This window comes from Rhodococcus sp. RD6.2, assembly GCF_001040705.1.
In the GTDB taxonomy this organism is placed as follows: Bacteria; Actinomycetota; Actinomycetes; order Mycobacteriales; family Mycobacteriaceae; genus Rhodococcus_G.
Map to the genome: position 1 here is coordinate 514186 of NZ_CVQP01000006.1, position 19520 is coordinate 533705.

16 protein-coding genes are annotated in these 19520 nt (G+C 69.2%); all 16 read left to right on the plus strand.

Annotation, left to right across the window (positions count from 1 at the left end):
* Positions 1–14 precede the first annotated feature (14 nt).
* Positions 15–1628, plus strand: coding sequence for a UDP-N-acetylmuramoyl-L-alanyl-D-glutamate--2,6-diaminopimelate ligase (locus tag RHCRD62_RS12640; protein ID WP_050065025.1), 1614 nt, complete (start codon positions 15–17; stop codon positions 1626–1628).
* Positions 1625–3133, plus strand: coding sequence for a UDP-N-acetylmuramoyl-tripeptide--D-alanyl-D-alanine ligase (gene murF, locus RHCRD62_RS12645; protein ID WP_050065026.1), 1509 nt, complete (start codon positions 1625–1627; stop codon positions 3131–3133). Before RHCRD62_RS12640 ends, murF begins: the two co-directional genes overlap by 4 nt.
* Positions 3130–4209, plus strand: coding sequence for a phospho-N-acetylmuramoyl-pentapeptide-transferase (gene mraY / locus RHCRD62_RS12650; RefSeq protein WP_050065027.1), 1080 nt, complete (start codon positions 3130–3132; stop codon positions 4207–4209). Before murF ends, mraY begins: the two co-directional genes overlap by 4 nt.
* A gap of 2 nt (positions 4210–4211) precedes the next feature.
* Entirely contained in the window at positions 4212–5741 is a 1530-nt protein-coding gene (gene murD, locus RHCRD62_RS12655; RefSeq protein ID WP_253277295.1) for a UDP-N-acetylmuramoyl-L-alanine--D-glutamate ligase, read from the plus strand.
* Positions 5728–7284, plus strand: a complete 1557-nt coding sequence (gene ftsW / locus RHCRD62_RS12660; protein ID WP_050065028.1) for a putative lipid II flippase FtsW — start codon at positions 5728–5730, stop codon at positions 7282–7284. The genes murD and ftsW overlap by 14 nt, the downstream gene beginning before the upstream one ends.
* The gene (gene murG / locus RHCRD62_RS12665; RefSeq protein WP_050065029.1) at positions 7281–8429 is read left to right on the plus strand and encodes an undecaprenyldiphospho-muramoylpentapeptide beta-N-acetylglucosaminyltransferase; all 1149 of its coding nucleotides are present in this window, start codon (positions 7281–7283) and stop codon (positions 8427–8429) included. The genes ftsW and murG overlap by 4 nt, the downstream gene beginning before the upstream one ends.
* Complete coding sequence (murC, locus tag RHCRD62_RS12670) at positions 8426–9940, plus strand: UDP-N-acetylmuramate--L-alanine ligase (protein WP_050065030.1); 1515 nt, start codon at positions 8426–8428, stop codon at positions 9938–9940. Before murG ends, murC begins: the two co-directional genes overlap by 4 nt.
* On the plus strand, positions 9937–10674 hold the full coding sequence (locus tag RHCRD62_RS12675; RefSeq protein ID WP_084734231.1) for a cell division protein FtsQ/DivIB: 738 nt from the start codon (positions 9937–9939) through the stop codon (positions 10672–10674). Before murC ends, RHCRD62_RS12675 begins: the two co-directional genes overlap by 4 nt.
* Positions 10675–10938: 264 nt before the next feature.
* The gene (gene ftsZ / locus RHCRD62_RS12680) at positions 10939–12156 is read left to right on the plus strand and encodes a cell division protein FtsZ (protein ID WP_050065031.1); all 1218 of its coding nucleotides are present in this window, start codon (positions 10939–10941) and stop codon (positions 12154–12156) included.
* The gene (pgeF, locus tag RHCRD62_RS12685; protein ID WP_050065032.1) at positions 12153–12896 is read left to right on the plus strand and encodes a peptidoglycan editing factor PgeF; all 744 of its coding nucleotides are present in this window, start codon (positions 12153–12155) and stop codon (positions 12894–12896) included. Before ftsZ ends, pgeF begins: the two co-directional genes overlap by 4 nt.
* Positions 12889–13638, plus strand: coding sequence for a YggS family pyridoxal phosphate-dependent enzyme (locus tag RHCRD62_RS12690; protein ID WP_050065033.1), 750 nt, complete (start codon positions 12889–12891; stop codon positions 13636–13638). The genes pgeF and RHCRD62_RS12690 overlap by 8 nt, the downstream gene beginning before the upstream one ends.
* 50 nt (positions 13639–13688) lie before the next feature.
* Positions 13689–14300, plus strand: coding sequence for a cell division protein SepF (locus RHCRD62_RS12695; protein ID WP_050065034.1), 612 nt, complete (start codon positions 13689–13691; stop codon positions 14298–14300).
* Between the two features lie 117 nt (positions 14301–14417).
* A complete protein-coding gene (locus RHCRD62_RS12700) occupies positions 14418–14705 on the plus strand; it encodes a YggT family protein (RefSeq protein WP_050065035.1) in 288 nt (95 codons plus the stop codon).
* 147 nt (positions 14706–14852) lie between these two features.
* Positions 14853–15677 carry a DivIVA-like cell division protein Wag31 gene (locus RHCRD62_RS12705; RefSeq protein ID WP_050065036.1) on the plus strand — a complete coding sequence of 275 codons (825 nt, stop codon included), beginning with the start codon at positions 14853–14855 and terminating at the stop codon, positions 15675–15677.
* Positions 15678–15754: 77 nt separating this feature from the next.
* The gene (locus tag RHCRD62_RS12710; RefSeq protein WP_050065037.1) at positions 15755–15991 is read left to right on the plus strand and encodes a DUF3784 domain-containing protein; all 237 of its coding nucleotides are present in this window, start codon (positions 15755–15757) and stop codon (positions 15989–15991) included.
* Positions 15992–16268: 277 nt separating this feature from the next.
* The gene (gene ileS / locus RHCRD62_RS12715; RefSeq protein ID WP_050065269.1) at positions 16269–19445 is read left to right on the plus strand and encodes an isoleucine--tRNA ligase; all 3177 of its coding nucleotides are present in this window, start codon (positions 16269–16271) and stop codon (positions 19443–19445) included.
* The last annotated feature ends 75 nt before the right edge of the window (positions 19446–19520 follow it).

Consider the following 19520-nt stretch of genomic DNA (forward strand, 5'->3'; position numbering starts at 1 on the left):
GGAGTCACCTGCCCGTGCAAGGGACCAACGACAGCTCCGAGGCGGGTCCGCAGAGCGTGCCACCGGGATTGCGGCCGGCACATCCGCCGACGACGGCGGTGGCGACGCTGGCGCAGCTCGTCGGAGCGGACCTGCGGTGGCACGGGGGTGGCGCCGAGCAAACCGATCACCCGGCAGGCGAGGTGCGGGTGACGGGAATCGACCTCCGAGCGCAGGGCATCGTCGCGGGTGATCTCTTCGCGGCACTGCCCGGTGCACGGGCACACGGGGCAGATTTCTCCGAGGACGCGATACGCCGGGGTGCGGTCGCCGTGCTCACCGATCCGGCGGGCGCAGCCCGGATCGATTCGCTGTCGCGGCCCGTTGCGGTGCTCGTGCATCCGGACCCCCGCGCGGTGCTCGGTGTCGTGTCGGCTGCCGTGTACGGCAATCCGTCGGAGCGGCTGCGGATTGTCGGCATCACCGGTACTTCGGGCAAGACCACGACGTCGTATCTGGTGGAGGCGGGGCTGGCCGCATCCGGTCGTCGACCCGGACTGGTCGGCACCATCGAGACCCGCATCGAGGGCAGGCACGTGCCCAGCGCACTCACGACGCCGGAAGCGCCGCAGCTGCATGCACTGTTCGCCACGATGCTCGAACGTGGCGTCGACACCGTCGTGATGGAGGTGTCCAGTCATGCACTTGCTCTCGGCCGCGTCGACGGCACCCGTTTCGCGGTGGGAGCATTCACCAACCTGTCGCAGGATCACCTCGATTTCCACACGGGGCTGGACGACTACTTCGGCGCGAAGGCCCGCCTGTTCGACCCGGCGTCGACCGTGCACGCCGAGCGTGCGGTCGTGTGCGTCGACGACGAGTGGGGTCGACGGATGGCCGACGTCGCGGGCGCGGACACCGTCACCGTCGCGACGACGGGCACCGCTCGGTGGACCGCACGCGACGTCGTCACCGAAGCGGACGGATCGCAGGCGTTCACGGTCGCCACCCCGGACGGTGCCGAGATGACCGCCTCACTGCGACTTCCCGGCCGGTTCAACGTCGCGAACGCCCTCCTGGCGCTCGCGGTACTGCACGAGTGCGGGGTCTCCGAGGCGGACGCCGTCCGTGGGCTCGCCGAGGTGGACGTGCCGGGCAGAGTGCAGCGCATCGATCGTGGACAGCAGTTTCTCGCGGTCGTCGACTACGCGCACAAGCCGGCGGCGCTGGAGGCGGTCATCGCGACGCTGCGCGGGCAGACCGCGGGACGCCTCGCGGTGGTCGTGGGTGCTGGCGGCGACCGCGACCACGGGAAGCGGCCGCTGATGGGCGACGGCGGCGCCAGGGGAGCGGACCTGCTGATCGTCACCGACGACAATCCGCGCACCGAGGATCCTGCGGTGATCCGCCGGGCACTGCTCGACGGTGCGCTTGCGGTTCCCGACGGGGAGCGCGGCGAGGTCCGTGAGATCGGCGACCGGGCGGCGGCCATCACGGCGGCCGTCGAGTGGGCACAGCCCGGCGACGTCGTGCTCGTCGCGGGTAAAGGACACGAGATCGGACAGGAGATTGCTGGGGTGAAGCACCCATTCGACGACCGTGAGGTCCTCGCGGAGGCCATCGATCGGGTGATCGGGGTGGAGCAGTGATCGAGATGTCGCTCGCCCGGCTCGCCGAGATCGTCGGCGGCACGCTCCATGACGTCCCGGACCCGGACGTCCTGGTCACCGGCACGGTGGAGTTCGATTCGCGGAAGGTCACCGCGGGCAGTCTGTTCCTGGCGCTGCCCGGCGCACGCGTCGACGGTCACGATCACGCGGCAACGGCGATCGACGCGGGCGCCGTGGCAGTCCTCGCCGCGCGCCCGGTCGGCGTTCCCGCGGTTGTCGTGGAACCGCTCGGCCCCTCGGACAGCAACGCGATGGCCCTCGAACACGACGTCGACGGGTCGGGTGCCGCGGTTCTCGCCGCGCTGGCCCGCCTCGCCCGCGCCGTGACGTCGGAGCTGCCGGACCTCACGGTTGTCGGCGTCACCGGTTCGTCCGGCAAGACGTCCACCAAGGATCTGCTCGCCGCCGTCCTCGCTCCGCTCGGTCCGGTGGTCGCTCCGCCCGGATCGTTCAACAACGAACTGGGCCATCCCTGGACGGCTCTGCGGGTCGACCGGGGCACCCGGTTCCTGGCGCTCGAACTGTCCGCGCGCGGCGTCGGGCACGTCGCGGCGTTGGCCGAGGCGGTCCCGCCGCGTATCGGCGTCGTCCTCAACGTCGGTACCGCGCATCTCGGCGAGTTCGGGTCGCAGGAGGCGATCGCGCAAGCGAAGGGCGAGCTGGTGGAGGCGTTGCCCGCGTCCGAGGACGGCGGTGTCGCGGTCCTCAACGCAGACGACCGCCTGGTGTCCGCGATGGCGCAGCGCACCCGTGCTCGCGTGGTGACGGTCGGGTTGTCGCAGTCGGCGGACGTGCGCGCGATCGACGTGCAGCTCGACGACCAGGCGCGGGCCGAGTTCACGCTCGTTGCACCGCAGGGAAGCATCCGGATCGCGCTCGGTGTGCACGGTGACCACCAGGTGGGCAACGCGCTCGCCGCGGCGGCGGTCGCGCTGGAATGCGGCGCCACCCTCGAGCAGGTCGCCGCCGCACTCGGCGCCGCCCGCGCGGTGTCGGCGAAGCGGATGGACGTGCGTACCCGCGCGGACGGCGTCACCGTCATCAACGACTCCTACAACGCGAACCCCGACTCGGTCCGCGCTGCCCTCAAGGCACTGGTCACGATGGGTCGCGCCGCGGACACACCGAGGCGGACGTGGGCGGTGCTCGGCGAGATGGCCGAACTGGGCCCGAACACCGTCGTCGAGCACGACGCGATCGGCCGATTCCTCGTTCGCCTCGACGTCACCAAGCTGATCGTCGTCGGCGAGGGCCGTCCGCTGCGCGGCATGCATCAGGGCGCGATCATGGAGGGCTCGTGGGGTGACGAGTCGACCCTCGTGCCCGACGCCGACGCGGCGCTCGAGATCCTCCGCCGGGAGGTGCGCCCCGGTGACATCGTGCTGGTGAAGGCATCGCAGTCCGTGGGGCTGTGGACGGTCGCAGACGCCCTGCTCGCCGACCCGCAGGAAGACAACGAGACGAACGAGGAGCGCGACCGGTGAGACAGATCCTCTTCGCAGGTGGCATCGCGCTCGCGGTGTCGATCCTGCTGACGCCGGTGCTGATCAAGGCGTTCTCGCGGCAGGGATTCGGCCAGGAGATCCGCGTCGAGGGCCCCGCCAGCCACCAGGCCAAGCGCGGGACACCCACGATGGGTGGTGTCGCGATCATCATCGGCCTGTGGGCCGGGTACTGGGGTTCGCATCTGATCGGCATCGGGTACGACGCCGACGGTCCGAGTGCCTCGGGTCTGTTGGTGCTCGGCCTGACGACGGTCCTCGCGGGCGTCGGCTTCCTCGACGACTTCATCAAGATCCGCAAGCAGCGGAACCTGGGCCTGAACAAGACGGCGAAGCTGGTCGGTCAGCTCCTCGCGGCCGTGGTGTTCGGTGTGCTCGCCCTGCAGTTCCGGGGCGCAACCGGACTGACACCGGGCAGTCTGCACCTGTCGTACGTTCGCGACATCACCACCGTGACCATGGGGTCGGTGGTGTTCATCCTGTTCGTCTACCTGCTGGTCAGTGCCTGGTCGAACGCGGTCAACCTGACCGACGGACTGGACGGCCTCGCCGCCGGATCGATGACGCTGGTCCTCGGCGCGTACACGGTGATCACCTTCTGGCAGTACCGCAACGCGTGTGAGACCAATCCCGGCAAGGGCTGCTACGACGTCCGTGACCCGCTCGACCTCGCACTGATCTGCGCGGCCGCGGCAGGCGCCTGCATCGGCTTCCTGTGGTGGAACGCGGCCCCGGCGAAGATCTTCATGGGCGACACCGGGTCGCTCGCACTCGGCGGCCTGCTCGCCGGGTTGTCGATCACGACTCGGACCGAACTGCTGATGGTCGTGGTGGGCGCGCTGTTCGTCGCCGAGGCCGCCTCGGTCGTCATCCAGGTCGCGGTGTTCCGTTCCAGCAGACGACGGGTGTTCCGGATGGCGCCGTTCCATCACCACTTCGAGCTCGGTGGCTGGGCGGAAACCACGGTCATCATCAGGTTCTGGTTGCTGGCGGCGATCGCGTCCGCGGTCGGCCTCGCACTGTTCTACAGCGAGTACCTCGCGGTGGTCGGGAACTGATGATGGACACGGCCCCAGCCGGCGACATGCCCGAGAACCTGCCCGAGGCTTCGCCCGAGGACCTGCCCGAGAACCTGCCCGAGGCTTCGCCCGAGGACCTGCCCGAGGACCTCGCCCGACTGCGAGGTGCCCGAGTCCTGGTCACGGGAGCAGGCATTTCCGGGCGCGCTCTGATCGCCCCCCTGCGCGACCTCGGCGCCGACGTCACCCTCACCGACGGCAACGCCGACGCGCTCGCCGCGACCGCGCGCGAACACGGCGTGGCGACGGTGAGCCCCGACGACGCAGCCGGCGCGATCTCCGGGTATGCGCAGGTCGTCACCAGCCCCGGCTGGCGTCCCGACTCGCCGGTGTTGTCGGCGGCAGCCGGCGCAGGCGTTCCGATCTGGGGAGACGTCGAGTTCGCGTGGCGCCTCGACCGGTCCGGCGTCTACGGTCCCGCTCGGGACTGGCTGGTCGTCACCGGAACCAACGGCAAGACGACGACGACCTCGATGCTCGAATCGATCCTGCGTGCGGGCGGAATCTCCGCCGTCGCATGCGGGAACATCGGCCTCCCGGTGACCGACGCCCTGCGCGCCGAGTCACCGGCCTACACGGCGCTGGCGGTGGAACTGTCGAGCTTTCAGCTGTTCTGGGCGCCGTCCGTGCACCCGACCGCGGGCGCGGTACTGAACATCGCGGAGGACCATCTCGACTGGCACGGCGGCATGGACGGCTACGTCGAGGCGAAGGCGCAGGCCCTGACGGGCGGAGTCGGTGTGCTCGGCCTCGACGATCCGGTCGCGGCGTCCCTGCGTGATCGTCCGGGCATCGCACGGACCGTCGGGTTCCGCCTCGGCGTTCCCGGCGCGGGCGAACTCGGCGTCGAGAACGGCACACTGGTCGACCGCGCCTTCGCGACGGACGAGACCCTGGCCGACGTCGCCGACGTGACCCCGTCCGGGCCCGCGGGTGTGATGGACGCGCTCGCCGCGGCCGCGTTGGCCCGCACGGTCGGGGTGTCCGCGGATGCCGTGCGCGACGGACTGCGCAGCTACCAGGTCGGTCCGCACCGGGCCGCGACGGTCGGGCAGGTTGCGGGAGTGACCTATGTCGACGACTCCAAGGCCACCAACCCGCACGCGGCGCGAACCTCACTGCTCGCACACCCGCGCGTCGTGTGGATCGCGGGCGGTCTGCTCAAGGGGGCCAGCGTCGACGAGCTCGCCGTCGAGGTCGCGGATCGCCTCGTTGCCGCGGTCCTCTTCGGCCGTGACGCAGGCCAGATCGCCGACGCACTCGCCCGACACGCACCGCAGGTCCCCGTCCACCGCGTCGAACCGGGGCACGATGAGAACGTGAAGTCGACCGATGCACCCGACGCCGTGATGGCGCGCGCGGTGCGGGTTGCCGCCGATGCGGCCGAGCCGGGGGACACGGTGCTCCTCGCCCCCGCCGCGGCGTCGCTCGACATGTTCACCGACTACGGTCACCGCGGCCGCAGTTTCGTCGCGGCCGTGGACGCGTTGGCGGACGATGGCGCCCCCTGATCGTCGTCGCCGCGATCCGAACCCCGTTCCCGGACTCGCCGCCGCGTGGGCGCGTTTCGGTGCGTGGCTCGCGAGGCCGTTGGCGTCGTTCCACCTGATCGTCACGATCGCAACCCTGCTGACCGTGCTCGGCCTGGTGATGGTGCTGTCGGCGTCGAGCGTGGAGGCCTATGCCGACACCGGGTCGTCGTACAGCATGTTCACCACCCAGGCGACGTTCGCCGCCCTGGGCGCCGTGCTCTTCTACATCGCCCTGCGCATCCCGGTGCGCATGTTGCGGCGCCTCGCGACACCGGCCTTCGTCGTGGCGCTGGTGATGCTGTTCCTGGTGCTCATCCCGGGTATCGGCACGCTGTCCGGTGGTGCGCGGCGTTGGTTCACGCTGGGTCCGCTGTCACTTCAGCCGTCCGAGCTGGCCAAGGTGGCGCTCATCGTCTGGGGTGCCCATGTGCTGGCGTCCCGGCCGCGTGGCGGTCCGGTCAAGGACCTGCTGGTACCCCTGATCCCGGGTGCGCTGCTCGCGTCCGTCCTGGTGATCCTCCAGCCCAACTACTCGACGACGGTCACGTTCGTCATCATCGTGGGTTCGCTGCTGTGGTTCGCCGGGTTGTCGGTCAGGCTGTTCGCGGGCGCAGCCATCGGTGTTCTGGCACTGGGCGTCGTCCTCGCGTTCTCCGCCGACTACCGCGCCGCGCGACTGTTCAGCTTCCTCAATCCGGGTGACGATCCGCAGGGCGCCGGCTATCAGAGTCGCCAGGCCAAGTTCTCGCTCGCGGACGGGGGATGGTTCGGTCGTGGACTCGGGCAGTCGCGGGCGAAGTGGAACTACCTGCCGAACTCGCACAACGACTTCATCTTCGCCATCATCGGCGAGGAACTCGGGTTCCTCGGGTGCGCCGCCGTCATCGGCCTGTTCGCGCTGTTCGCCTACGCCGGACTACGGATCTCGATGCGGTCGGTCGACCCGTTCCTCCGCCTGCTGACGGCAGCGGCCACGACGTGGATCGTGGCGCAGTCGATGATCAACATCGGTTACGTCATCGGCCTGATGCCGGTGACCGGTCAGCAGTTGCCGCTGGTCTCGGCGGGCGGTACGTCGACAGCCGTCACCCTGCTGATGTTCGGCATCATCGCGAACGCCGCACGACACGAACCCGAGGCCGTCGCGGCACTGCACGCTGGCCAGGACGGCCGATTCGGCCGGCTGTTGCGGCTGCCGAAGCCCGAGCAGTACTCGCCGGCGCGAGCCGCCGAGGCGCGCCGCGCCGCGGCCGTGAAGGCGGACCGCAAACGGGCCGCGCAGCGGGAGGCACAGCGTCGGTCCGCCCAGCAGCGGGAACGGCGAACACGTGAGGACCAGCGTCGCCGCGAGGATCAGCGCAGGCGGGAGCAGCAGCAACGCCGCATCGAGGCTGGTAGGCGCGGGGACGCACGCCGCGAGACCCCTCGCCGCGGTCAGGCACTAGCATCGGACCAGCGCCGGGACCGTTCGTCCGGCCGCGCCCAAGAACGTGGATTCCCTGAACGAGGTTTTCGTAGGTGAGTGAGAGCGGTACATCGTCCGGCCTGTCCGTCGTCGTCGCGGGGGGTGGCACCGCAGGCCACATCGAGCCCGCACTCGCGGTCGCAGACGCGTTGCGGCGTCTCGATCCGTCGGTGACCGTCACCGCGCTCGGCACCGAGCGAGGACTCGAGACGACACTCGTGCCCGAGCGCGGCTATCCGCTGGAGCTGATCCCGCCGGTGCCGTTGCCCCGCAAGCCGACCGCCGATCTGCTGCGCCTGCCCGGGCGGGTCCGGGCCTCGGTCCGGCGCACCCGCCAGGTCCTCGACGGCGTCCAGGCCGATGTCGTCGTGGGATTCGGCGGCTACGTCGCACTCCCCGCCTATCTCGCGGCCGGCCGGGGTGTCACCCGCCGCAGGCGTGCGATCCCGGTGGTCGTGCACGAGGCCAATGCGTCCGCCGGAATCGCGAACAAGATCGGTGCGCGGCTTGCGGCACGGGTTCTCGCCGCGGTTCCCGGCTCGGGTGTGTCGGGCCGAGGCCGGTCGGATGCCGAGATCGTCGGCATCCCGGTGCGCTCGTCCATCACCGGCCTCGACCGCGGCGGCTTGCGCGCGCAGGCCCGTGAGCACTTCGGACTTCCCGCCGACGGACCCGTCCTCCTCGTGACGGGCGGGTCGCAGGGCGCGCGGTCCCTCAACGAGGCCGTGTCGGGTGCCGCCGAGGCACTCGCCGCGGGCGGCATCTCCGTGTTGCACGCGTACGGGCCGAAGAACTCCGTCGAGGTTCAGCAGCACAATCCCGCGGCGCCGTACGTCGCGGTCCCGTACCTGAGCCGGATGGACCTGGCGCTGGCCGCCGCCGACGCGACCGTGTGCCGCTCGGGGGCGATGACCGTGGCGGAGATCTCGGCCGTCGGCCTGCCCGCGGTGTACGTGCCGCTGCCGCACGGCAACGGGGAACAGGAACTGAACGCCAGGCCGGTGGTCGCGGCGGGAGGTGGGCTGCTGGTCGCCGACGCGGACCTCACGCCCGCGTTCGTCGCCGACTCGGTGGTCCCGTTGCTGCGGGATCCCGAGCGGCTCGCCGCGATGGGCGCGGCCGCAGCCGGTGCCGGGCACCGGGATGCGGCCGACACGGTGGCCCGGATGGTCCTCGAGGTTGCGAAGGGTGGTCGACGATGAGTTCGGACGACACACAGAATCGGGTTTCGGCACTGCCCGACCATCTGCAGCGTGTGCACATGGTCGGGATCGGCGGCGCAGGCATGTCGGGGATCGCGCGGATCCTGCTGGCCCGCGGAGGGCAGGTGTCCGGATCGGATGCCAAGGAGTCCCGAACCGTGCTGGCGCTGCGGGCACGGGGCGCACAGGTCCGCATCGGACACGACGCGAGTGCGCTCGACCTGATCCCGGGAGGGCCGACCGCGGTCGTCTCGACGCATGCGGCGATCCCGAAGGACAATCCCGAGCTGGTGGCGGCCGCGGAGCGTGGCATCCCCGTCGTCCTGCGGCCCGCCGTTCTGGCTTCGCTGATGTCCGGGCACCAGACGTTGCTCGTGGCCGGAACGCACGGCAAGACGTCGACGACGTCGATGCTCGTGGTCGCGCTCCAGCACTGCGGTGTCGACCCGTCGTTCGCCGTCGGCGGCGAACTGAACGAAGCGGGAACGAACGCGCACCACGGGTCCGGCACCGTGTTCGTCGCCGAAGCGGACGAGAGCGACGGTTCGCTGCTGCAGTACGACCCGAACGTCGTGATCGTGACCAACGTCGAGGCCGACCACCTCGACTTCTTCGGCACCACCGAGGCGTACGTCCAGGTCTTCGACGACTTCGCCGACCGGATCGCGCCGGGCGGGGTGCTGGTCGTCTGTCTGGACGATCCGGGATCGGCGGCGCTCGCCGAGCGGGTCGCGTCGCGGGGCCTGCCGATCCGGGTCATCGGCTACGGCGGTGACGACCCGGCGGGAACGGTGCCGCTGGCGGCGCGCCTGCTCGACTGGGAGGCCAGGGACGTCGGCGGCGTCGCACGGGTGCAGTTGGACGGCGAGGATCACCCGCGGACGATGACGCTGTCGGTTCCTGGTAGGCACATGGCGCTCAACGCTCTCGGAGCCCTGCTCGCGGCCCGCGAGGTCGGTGCGGAGGTCGACGAGATCATCGAGGGCATCGGCGGCTTCGGAGGCGTCCACCGCAGGTTCCAGTACACCGGGCGAGAGAACGGTGTCCGGGTGTTCGACGACTACGCCCACCATCCGACCGAGGTCAGGGCGGTCCTCGGAGCGGCCCGCGAGCTGGTCCGCACCTCGGGTGGCCGGGTCCTCGTCGTGTTCCAGCCGCATCTCTACTCGCGGACGTCGGCATTCGCGACCGAGTTCGGCGAAGCGCTCGACCTCGCAGACGAAGTGGTCGTGCTCGACGTGTACGGGGCTCGCGAGAAGCCGCTGCCCGGCGTCACGGGTGCGCTCGTCGCACACGCGGTGACGAAGCCGGTGCACTATCAGCCGGACCTGTCGATGGCGCCGCGTCAGGTGGCGGCCCTGGCCCGCTCCGGAGACGTGCTCATCACGATGGGCGCCGGTGACGTGACGATGCTCGGCAAGGGGATTCTCGGGGCACTCGCAGCCGCGCCGTCGGGGACCCGGAACCGGACCCGGCCCGACGCGGCGGGACGGGCCGGAGGGCAGCAGTGAGCCGTGGGCGTCGACCGGAACGCACGCGCAGCACCGGAACCGCGGTGCGGTCGGGTTCTGCGCCGCGCCCGAAGCGTCCTCGCAAACCGATCTATCTGACGGTCGCAGCGGTCGGCGCCGTCGTGGTGCTCGTCGTCGTGGCCTGGTTCACGCCGCTGCTCTCCGCACGCACTGTGACAGTTGTCGGCAATGCCGGCGTCCCCTCCGAAGAGATCCTCGCTGCTCTGTCCGTCCCGACGGGGCAGCCGCTGCTTCGGGTGGACACGGGTGCGGCCGCGGACCGGGTGGCCTCCATCGCGAAGGTCGACCACGTTCGGGTCGAGCGCAACTACCCGTCGACGATCAAGGTCACCGTGGTGGAACGGGCTCCCGCGGTCTTCTACGACGCGCCCGAGGGCACGCACCTGATGGATGCCTCCGGTGTGGCGTACGCGATCGAGCCGCCGCCGCCCGGGTTGCCGCGCCTTGCGGTCGCGCGTCCGGCGCAGGACGACGCCGCAACCGTCGACGCGCTGACCACCCTGGAGTCGTTGCCGCCGCACCTGCGGCCGCAGGTGACGGAGGTGTCGGCGGCAACGCTGCCGGACATCCGCCTGACGCTGGTGGACGGAAGACAGGTGCTCTGGGGGAGCGTGGAGGAATCGGAGCACAAAGCAGCGATCCTCGGGCCCCTTCTGGGACAGCCGGGGCAGGTGTTCGACGTCTCGAGCCCTGATCTCCCGACCGTCAAGTGAACCGGATCCCTCGACAAATCGGCGTGTCCGTCGGCGCGCCTGCTGGCATCGAGGGGTCACCGTGCATAGCGTTCCGCCTAGTCATCCACTTGACATAACTGTAAGTCTATGGTTGAGGTTGAGGGTTTGGCTGCACCAATCGGTGGCACAAAGGCGACCGGCCGCACACGCGGCATCGGCCACACCAGTAGCCTCTGCACCACAAGTAACGTCAGCATCGCCAGAAACACCCTCAGTGCGACTACAAACGGAAGGCGAGAGCCCATGACGCCCCCGCACAACTACCTCGCCGTTATCAAGGTCGTCGGCATCGGCGGCGGCGGTGTGAATGCGGTCAACCGCATGATCGAGCAGGGACTCAAGGGAGTCGAGTTCATCGCCGTCAACACCGACGCGCAGGCACTCCTGATGTCCGACGCCGACGTCAAGCTCGACGTCGGACGTGAACTGACCCGCGGCCTCGGCGCAGGCGCGGATCCCGAGGTCGGGCGCAAGGCGGCCGAAGACCACAAGGACGAGATCGAAGAGGTCCTCAAGGGCGCCGACATGGTGTTCGTGACGGCAGGCGAGGGCGGTGGCACCGGTACCGGTGGCGCGCCGGTCGTCGCATCCATCGCACGCAAGCTCGGCGCACTGACCGTCGGCGTCGTGACGCGTCCGTTCTCGTTCGAGGGCAAGCGCCGCGGCACCCAGGCCGACAACGGCATCCAGGCGTTGCGTGAATCCTGCGACACCCTCATCGTCATTCCCAACGACCGCCTCCTGCAGCTCGGCGATGCCGCGGTGTCGTTGATGGACGCCTTCCGCTCTGCCGACGAGGTGCTCCTCAACGGCGTCCAGGGCATCACCGACCTGATCACCACCCCTGGCCTGATCAACGTCGACTTCGCGGACGTCAAGGGCGTCATGTCCGGAGCGGGCAGTGCACTGATGGGCATCGGTTCCGCCCGTGGCGACGGGCGCGCCATCCAGGCCGCGGAGACGGCGATCAACTCGCCGCTTCTCGAGGCGTCGATGGAAGGTGCCCGTGGCGTCCTGCTCTCCATTGCGGGTGGTTCGGATCTGGGACTCTTCGAGATCAACGAGGCCGCCTCGCTGGTGCAGGAAGCCGCCCACATCGACGCGAACATCATCTTCGGAACGGTGATCGACGATTCGCTCGGTGACGAGGTCCGCGTCACGGTCATCGCTGCCGGCTTCGACGGCGGAGGGCCCGTGCGCCGCATCGAGCAGCCGCAGCAGCAGGCCGCGGCCGGGCGGGGCAACATCGGTGTCGCTCGGGCGGGTGAGATCGGAAAGTCCCCGGCGGCTGCGGACGAACCGCAGCCCGTCGAGCGTGCGCCGCAGCACAGCACCGACTCGCGTCGCGAGACCGGCGGATCGCTGCCTCCGATCCCCGTCGGTGCGACCACTCGGGCCGTGCCCGTCACGGACGACGACGGCGAGGACGACGTCGACGTCCCCGACTTCATGCGTCGGTGACGGCACCGACAGTGACGTCCACGGTCCGGATTCGCCGGGTCGTCACCTCGCGAACGGGTGGCGTCTCGGCGGCTCCGTACGACACGTTCAATCTCGGTGACCACGTCGGGGACGATCCGGTGGCGGTCGACGCCAACCGGCGCCGCCTGGCCGCGGGAATCGGACTGCCGTTCGAGCGGCTGGTGTGGATGGAGCAGATCCACAGCCGGAACGTGGCCGTCGTCGACGGTCCGGTCGGTGCGCCCGTCGAGGCGACGGATGCCCTCGTCACCGCGGAGCGGAACCTCGCTCTGGTGGTGCTCACGGCCGACTGTGTGCCGCTGCTGCTGTCGGACGACGAGGCCGGGGTGATCGCCGCCGTACATGCGGGTCGGGTCGGTGCGCGTATCGGCATCGTCCCTCGGGTGCTCGACGCGATGGTCGCGAAAGGCGCTGACGTGTCACGGATTGGCGCCTTCCTCGGGCCCGCCGCCAGCGGCAGGCAATACGAGGTTCCCGAGGCGATGCAGGCCGACGTCGAAGCCCACCTGCCGGGCAGCGCGACCCGGACCGCACGCGGAACCCCGGGACTCGACCTCCGCGCGGGCCTGCGGCGGCAGCTCGAAGCGGCGGGAGTCGCGGGGATCGCGGAGGATCCGCGGTGCACCATCGAGGACAGGACGCTGTTCAGCTACCGCCGTTCCGGAACGACGGGACGCATCGCCGGGGCGATCTGGATGGAGTCCGTCGGACGTGACTGACGATCGCCACACGGAGATCGCGTCGGCGCTCACTGCCGTACAGGAGCGTCTCGGACGGGCGTGCGTCGCCGCGGGCCGTGATCCGCGCGATGTCCAGCTCCTGCCGGTCACGAAATACTTTCCGGTGTCGGACGCGCGGATCCTGTACGACCTGGGATGCCGGGAGTTCGGTGAATCGCGGGACCAGGAGGCGTCCGCGAAGGCCACCGATCTCGCCGGTCTGGTCGCAGGGGAGCGTCCCGGCGGTGCGGGCGACGTCCGCTGGCACATGATCGGGAGCGTGCAGCGGAAGAAGGCGCGCTCGATCGTGCGGTGGGCGACCGTCGTGCACTCCGTGGACAGCGAGCAACTCGTCGACGCCCTGTCGCGGGCCGCTGTCGCCGCGTTGGACGCGGGCGAGCGCGCGGCCCCGCTGCAGGTACTGCTGCAGGTGAGCCTCGACGACGACCCGAAGCGCGGCGGAGTTCCGCTCCCGGAACTGCCCGCACTGTGTGAACGTGCCGCCGCCGCAGACGGACTCGGGTTCGCCGGACTGATGGCAGTGCCACCACTCGGTGCAGACCCCGACGTCGCTTTCGCTACACTCGCGGCCACCCACCGCGACGTGCTGCGTGACCATCCGGACGCGCGCATTCTCTCGGCCGGGATGACCGCAGATCTCGAAAGCGCGGTCCGACACGGATCGACCTGCGTGCGTGTCGGAACGGCGCTGTTGGGTTCTCGGCCGTTAGCCTCGGAATGAACTGATCGGCGTTCCGACCGATTATCCGCCGCGCCAAGGAAGGTCGACCGATGAGCACTCTGCACAAGTTCAAGGCTTACTTCGGCATGGTTCCCCTCGAGGATTACGAGGACGACTACCTCGACGAGCCCCGTCGGGCGCCGAGGAGCGCCCGCTACGAGGACGGAATCGACGGCGGATACGACGACGCCGGGTACGGCGGACTCGACGAAATCGACGACCGGCAGCCGGCACCGCGACGGATGGAACCACTGCCGCCGCGTTCGACCCGTCCGACGCAGGCACCCGTGTCGCGGTCCACGGCCACGCACGGTTCGCTGGCCGTCAACCCGGCTCCGCGGGTCGAGAGCAGGCGCGCGCCGGTGTTCGACGAGGGCGGGCCGCTGTCGAAGATCACCACGCTGCGCCCGCGCGATTACGGGGAGGCCCGGATCATCGGTGAGCGGTTCCGTGACGGAACGCCGGTCATCATGGACCTGGTCGAGATGAGCAACGCGGACGCGAAGCGTCTCGTGGACTTCGCCGCGGGCCTGGCATTCGCGCTGCGCGGCTCCTTCGACAAGGTTGCGACCAAGGTGTTCCTGCTGTCGCCCGCGGACATCGACGTGTCGGCGGAGGAACGGCGGAGGATCGCCGAGAACGGCTTCTACAATCAGAAGTGACATCTCACCCCGTGCAGAGGGTGTGAACGACGGGTGCGACCGGGGGTTCCGGTCGCACCCGGTTCGTGAGAGGAACCCGGTTGTGAGTGGCGTGGAGAGGTCAGGCAGAGTGGTGGAGTGCCCTTGTTCGCGGTGATCTACTTCGCTCTGTTCGTGTTCTGGCTGCTTCTCATCGGCCGAATCATCATCGAGTTCATCCGGACGTTCGCGCGGGACTGGCGCCCGACCGGTTTCGTGGTCGTCGTGCTCGAGGCGATTTTCACGGTCACCGATCCGCCGATCAAGTTGCTGCGGCGACTGATTCCGTCGATTTCTCTCGGCGGGGTCCGGCTGGATCTGTCCATCATGGTCTTGCTTTTCATCGTGTTCGTGCTCATGCAGGTCACCCAGGGACTTGCCACGTGACGTGCGCGAATCGAGTCGTGGCGCAGGCCTGCGGGTTGGGTGTGACAGAATGACCCGCAGTTACAGTGTGAAAATGTGGTCCTGCAGTGAGTGCGCCATAACTGAATGCTTGCTCGACCGCCAACAGATGCGCGAAGGGATCCTTCCATGCCGCTGACACCAGCTGATGTCCACAACGTCGCGTTCAGCAAGCCTCCGATCGGAAAGCGTGGCTACAACGAGGACGAGGTAGATGCCTTCCTCGACCTCGTCGAGCAGGAGCTCGCTCGCCTGATCGAGGAGAACGCAGACCTGCGCCAGCGTGTCGGCGAGCTCGACCAGGAGCTCGCGGATGCAAAGAAGGCGCCGCGCCCGAGCGGTCCGCCTGCAGCTCCCGCGCCTGCACCGATTCCTGTTCCGGAACCGCCGAAGCCGGTCGCCCCCGTGGTTGCCGCTGCGCCGCCGGCTCCGCCGCGCGCCAGTGGCACGGAAGAGGCCAACCTGCAGGCCGCGAAGATCCTCGGTCTCGCCCAGGAGATGGCCGACCGTCTCACCGGTGAGGCGAAGACGGAGTCCGAGCAGCTGGTGTCCAGCGCCCGCGCGAACTCCGAGCAGCTCGTCAGCGACGCGCGGACCCGGTCCGACGGAATGGTCGCCGAGGCCAAGCACAAGTCGGAGGCACTGCTCGCCGATGCGCAGACGCGCTCGGAGACGCAGCTGCGGCAGGCCAAGGAGAAGGCCGACGCCCTCCAGGCCGACGCCGAGAAGAAGCACACCGAGATCATGGCGACCATCAACCAGCAGCGCAGCGTGCTGGAGGAGCGGATCGAGCGGCTCAAGACGTTCGAGCGCGAGTACCGGGTTCGCCTGAAGTCGTACCTGGAGTCGCAGCTCGAGGAACTGGAGCAGCGTGGTTCGGCGGTCCCCGTGGACGGCGGCCAGGATGCACTCGGTTCCGAGGGATCCAAGTCATTCGCCAAAGGGAGCAACTGACCCGGCGTTGCTGGGGCCGCGGTGATGGTTCACTCGCCCGGCGGTCGCGTCCTGTCGGCTGGTGACAGGGGGATTCCGTGCTGGTCCTGACACTTGCCATGGCGGCGATCGGGTTCGCCCTCCTCGTCCTGGCGCTGACGACAGGTTCGGTCGCCTGGGCGTGGGGCTGCATCGCGGTCTGCGTCGTCGGTGCGGTTCTGCTCCTGGTGAGTTCGCTGCGAGGGACCGCACCGGATCCGGAGCGCTCGGATCCGCGGGCTGCTCCGGCGCGGGAGGACGATCCGCCCACGGAGCGATTTGACCGTCCCGAGTAGAATCGAACAACGACATTGGCCCGATCGGATCGGGCCGTGACAGACGACGTCGATCCGGCCATCACCGGGGAGTCTTCGGAAGAACGGTGACGCCAGGCCCCCGTGGGCCGGGTCACTCAGTAGAACCGAACGGGTTCGGCCCGTCACAGCCGACTACGAGAGGCCGGGTCGGGTGGAGAAGTCCACCGGATCGGGCAAGCGGGGTGGTACCGCGGCCAGGCGCACCGGCGCCGACGTCGTCCCCGTGCCGGATGAACAGGCACGAGGGAGCACGACAGTGTCCGACAGCACCGACGGTGTGAATTCCACCTATCCACGTGTCGATCTCGCCGGCGGCAGGTCCGGCGCGAGCGTCAACTTCCCCGAACTCGAACGGCGCGTGCTGGCCGAGTGGGATTCGGACGACACTTTCCGCGCGTCGATCTCGAACCGTGACGGCGCCGAGGAGTTCGTCTTCTACGACGGGCCGCCGTTCGCGAACGGGCTCCCACACTACGGTCACCTGCTGACCGGGTACGTCAAGGACCTCGTGCCCCGCTTCCAGACGATGCGCGGCAAGAAGGTCGAGCGTCGTTTCGGCTGGGACTGCCACGGTCTGCCCGCCGAGCTCGAGGCGGAGAAGCAGCTCGGCATCAAGGACAAGTCGCAGATCGACGCGATGGGCCTGGCCGAGTTCAACGCGTACTGCAAGCAGTCCGTGCTGCGCTACACCGACGAGTGGCGCGACTACGTGACCCGGCAGGCCCGCTGGGTCGACTTCGACAACGACTACAAGACCCTGGACCTGGACTTCATGGAGTCGGTCATGTGGGCGTTCAAGGAGCTCTACGACAAGGGCCTGATCTATCAGGGCTTCCGGGTTCTGCCGTACAGCTGGTACGAGCAGACGCCGCTGTCGAACCAGGAGACGCGCCTCGACGACGCGTACAAGATGCGTCAGGACCCGGCGGTCACCGTCGACATGGTGATCACCGCGCCCGGCTCGCCGCTGGACGGCGCGAACGCGCTGATCTGGACCACGACGCCGTGGACCCTGCCGTCCAACCTGGCGGTCGCGGTGCACCCCGACGTCGACTACGTGCAGGTCCGCGCAGCGGACGGCAAACGCTACGTCCTCGCTGCGGCGCGGGTCGGTCACTACGCTCGTGAGTTCGGGGAGTCGCCCGAGGTGCTGGGCGAGTACAAGGGCAGCGACCTCGTCGGTCTGACCTACGAGCCGCCGTTCGACTTCTTCCACGGACCGGGCAAGGGTCACGAGAACGCGCACCGCGTGCTGTCGGCCGACTACGTCACCACCGATTCCGGTACCGGAATCGTCCACCTCGCACCGGCTTTCGGTGAGGAGGACATGGACGTCGCGACGGCGAACGGCATCGAGATCGTGCAGCCGCTCGACCCGGGCGGCAAGTTCACCTCGCTCGTGCCGCCGTACGAGGGCCTGCAGGTCTTCGATGCGAACCCGGTGATCATCAAGGACCTCAAGGCCGCCGGAAAGCTGTTGCGGCACGAGACGATCGAGCACTCGTATCCGCATTCGTGGCGGTCCGGTCAGCCGCTGATCTACATGGCGGTGCCGTCGTGGTTCGTCGCGGTGACGAAGTTCCGCGACCGGATGGTCGAGCTGAACCAGGAGATCACCTGGGTGCCCGAGCACATCAAGGACGGCCAGTTCGGCAAGTGGCTCGAAGGCGCCCGCGACTGGAACATCAGCCGGAACCGCTACTGGGGCAGCCCGATCCCGGTGTGGGTCTCGGATGATCCGACGTACCCGCGGGTCGACGTGTACGGCTCGCTCGACCAGCTCGAGGCCGACTTCGGGGTGCGCCCGACGGATCTGCACCGCCCGATGATCGACGAGCTCACCCGCCCGAACCCGGACGACCCGACCGGGAAGTCGACGATGCGTCGCGTGCCCGAAGTGCTCGACTGCTGGTTTGAGTCGGGCTCGATGCCGTACGCCCAGGTGCACTACCCGTTCGAGAACCGAGACTGGTTCGAGACGCACTACCCGGGTGACTTCATCGTCGAGTACAACGGCCAGACCCGCGGCTGGTTCTACACGCTGCACGTGCTCGCCACCGCACTGTTCGACCGGCCTGCGTTCAAGACCGTTGCCGCACACGGCATCGTGCTCGGCGACGACGGCCTGAAGATGAGCAAGTCCAAGGGCAACTACCCCGACGTGAAGGAGGTGTTCGACCGGGACGGCTCCGATGCAATGCGCTGGTTCCTGATGTCGTCGCCGATCCTGCGCGGCGGAAACCTGGTCGTCACCGAGCAGGGCATCCGCGAGGGCGTCCGGCAGGCGCTGCTGCCGCTCTGGAATACCTGGAGCTTCCTGCAGCTGTACGCATCGAAGCCCGGCACGTGGCGTACCGATTCGACGAACGTGCTCGACCGGTACATCCTCGCGAAGCTCGCCGCGACGCGGGACGCGATGACCGACGCACTCGAGGTCAACGACATTGCAGGTGCGTGCGACGAGCTGCGCACCTTCTGCGACGCCCTGACGAACTGGTACGTGCGCCGCTCCCGGAACCGCTTCTGGGACGAGGATCGTGATGCGATCGACACCCTGCACACGGTGCTGGAGGTGACCTGCCGGCTGGCGGCACCGCTGCTCCCGATGGCGACCGAGGTGATCTGGCGGGGGCTGACCGGTGGGCGCTCGGTTCACCTGGCGGACTGGCCGGCGGGAGCGAAGCCTGCGGAGCGACCCGGACACACTGCAACGGACCTGGTGTCGGACCCCGAGCTCGTCGAGTCGATGGACGAGGTGCGCAACGTCTGTTCCACCGTCCTGGGCCTGCGCAAGGCGCAGAACCTGCGGGTGCGGCTGCCGCTGCCCGAGGTGACGGTCGCGGCGTCGGATGCCGAGCGACTGCGGCCATATCTGGGCATCATCGCGGACGAGGTCAACGTCAAGAAGGTGGACCTGACCGACGACGTGGATGTGCACGGCAAGTTCGAACTGGTTGTCAACGCCCGCGCGGCGGGTCCGCGACTCGGTAAGGACGTGCAGACCGTGATCAAGGCGGTCAAGGCCGGCGACTGGACCGAGACCGATGGTGTCGTCAGTGCGGCGGGCATCGAGCTGCTGCCGGAGGAGTACACGCAGCGGCTCGTCGCGGCCGAGCCGGAATCGACGGCCGCCCTGCCGGACAACGCCGGACTGGTGGTGTTGGACTCGCTGGTCACCGAGGAGTTGGAGGCCGAGGGCTGGGCGAAGGACCGTATCCGTGAGCTCCAGGACGCGCGGCGCGCGGCCGGGCTGGACGTCTCCGACCGCATTTCCGTCACCCTCGAGGTTCCCGCCGACCGGCTCGACTGGGCGCAGCGGCACCGCGATCTGATCGCGGGCGAGATCCTCGCCACGACACTGGAACTCGGCCCGGTCGGGGCCGATGCGGTGGATCTCGGTGAGGGTGTGCGGGCCGTCGTCGTCAAGGCGTGAGATGAGTACGCCACGGCGGTGCTTACTGTGACCGCGCGCCGGCGGTGCCGGCTGTGACGACGCGCCGGCGGTGCC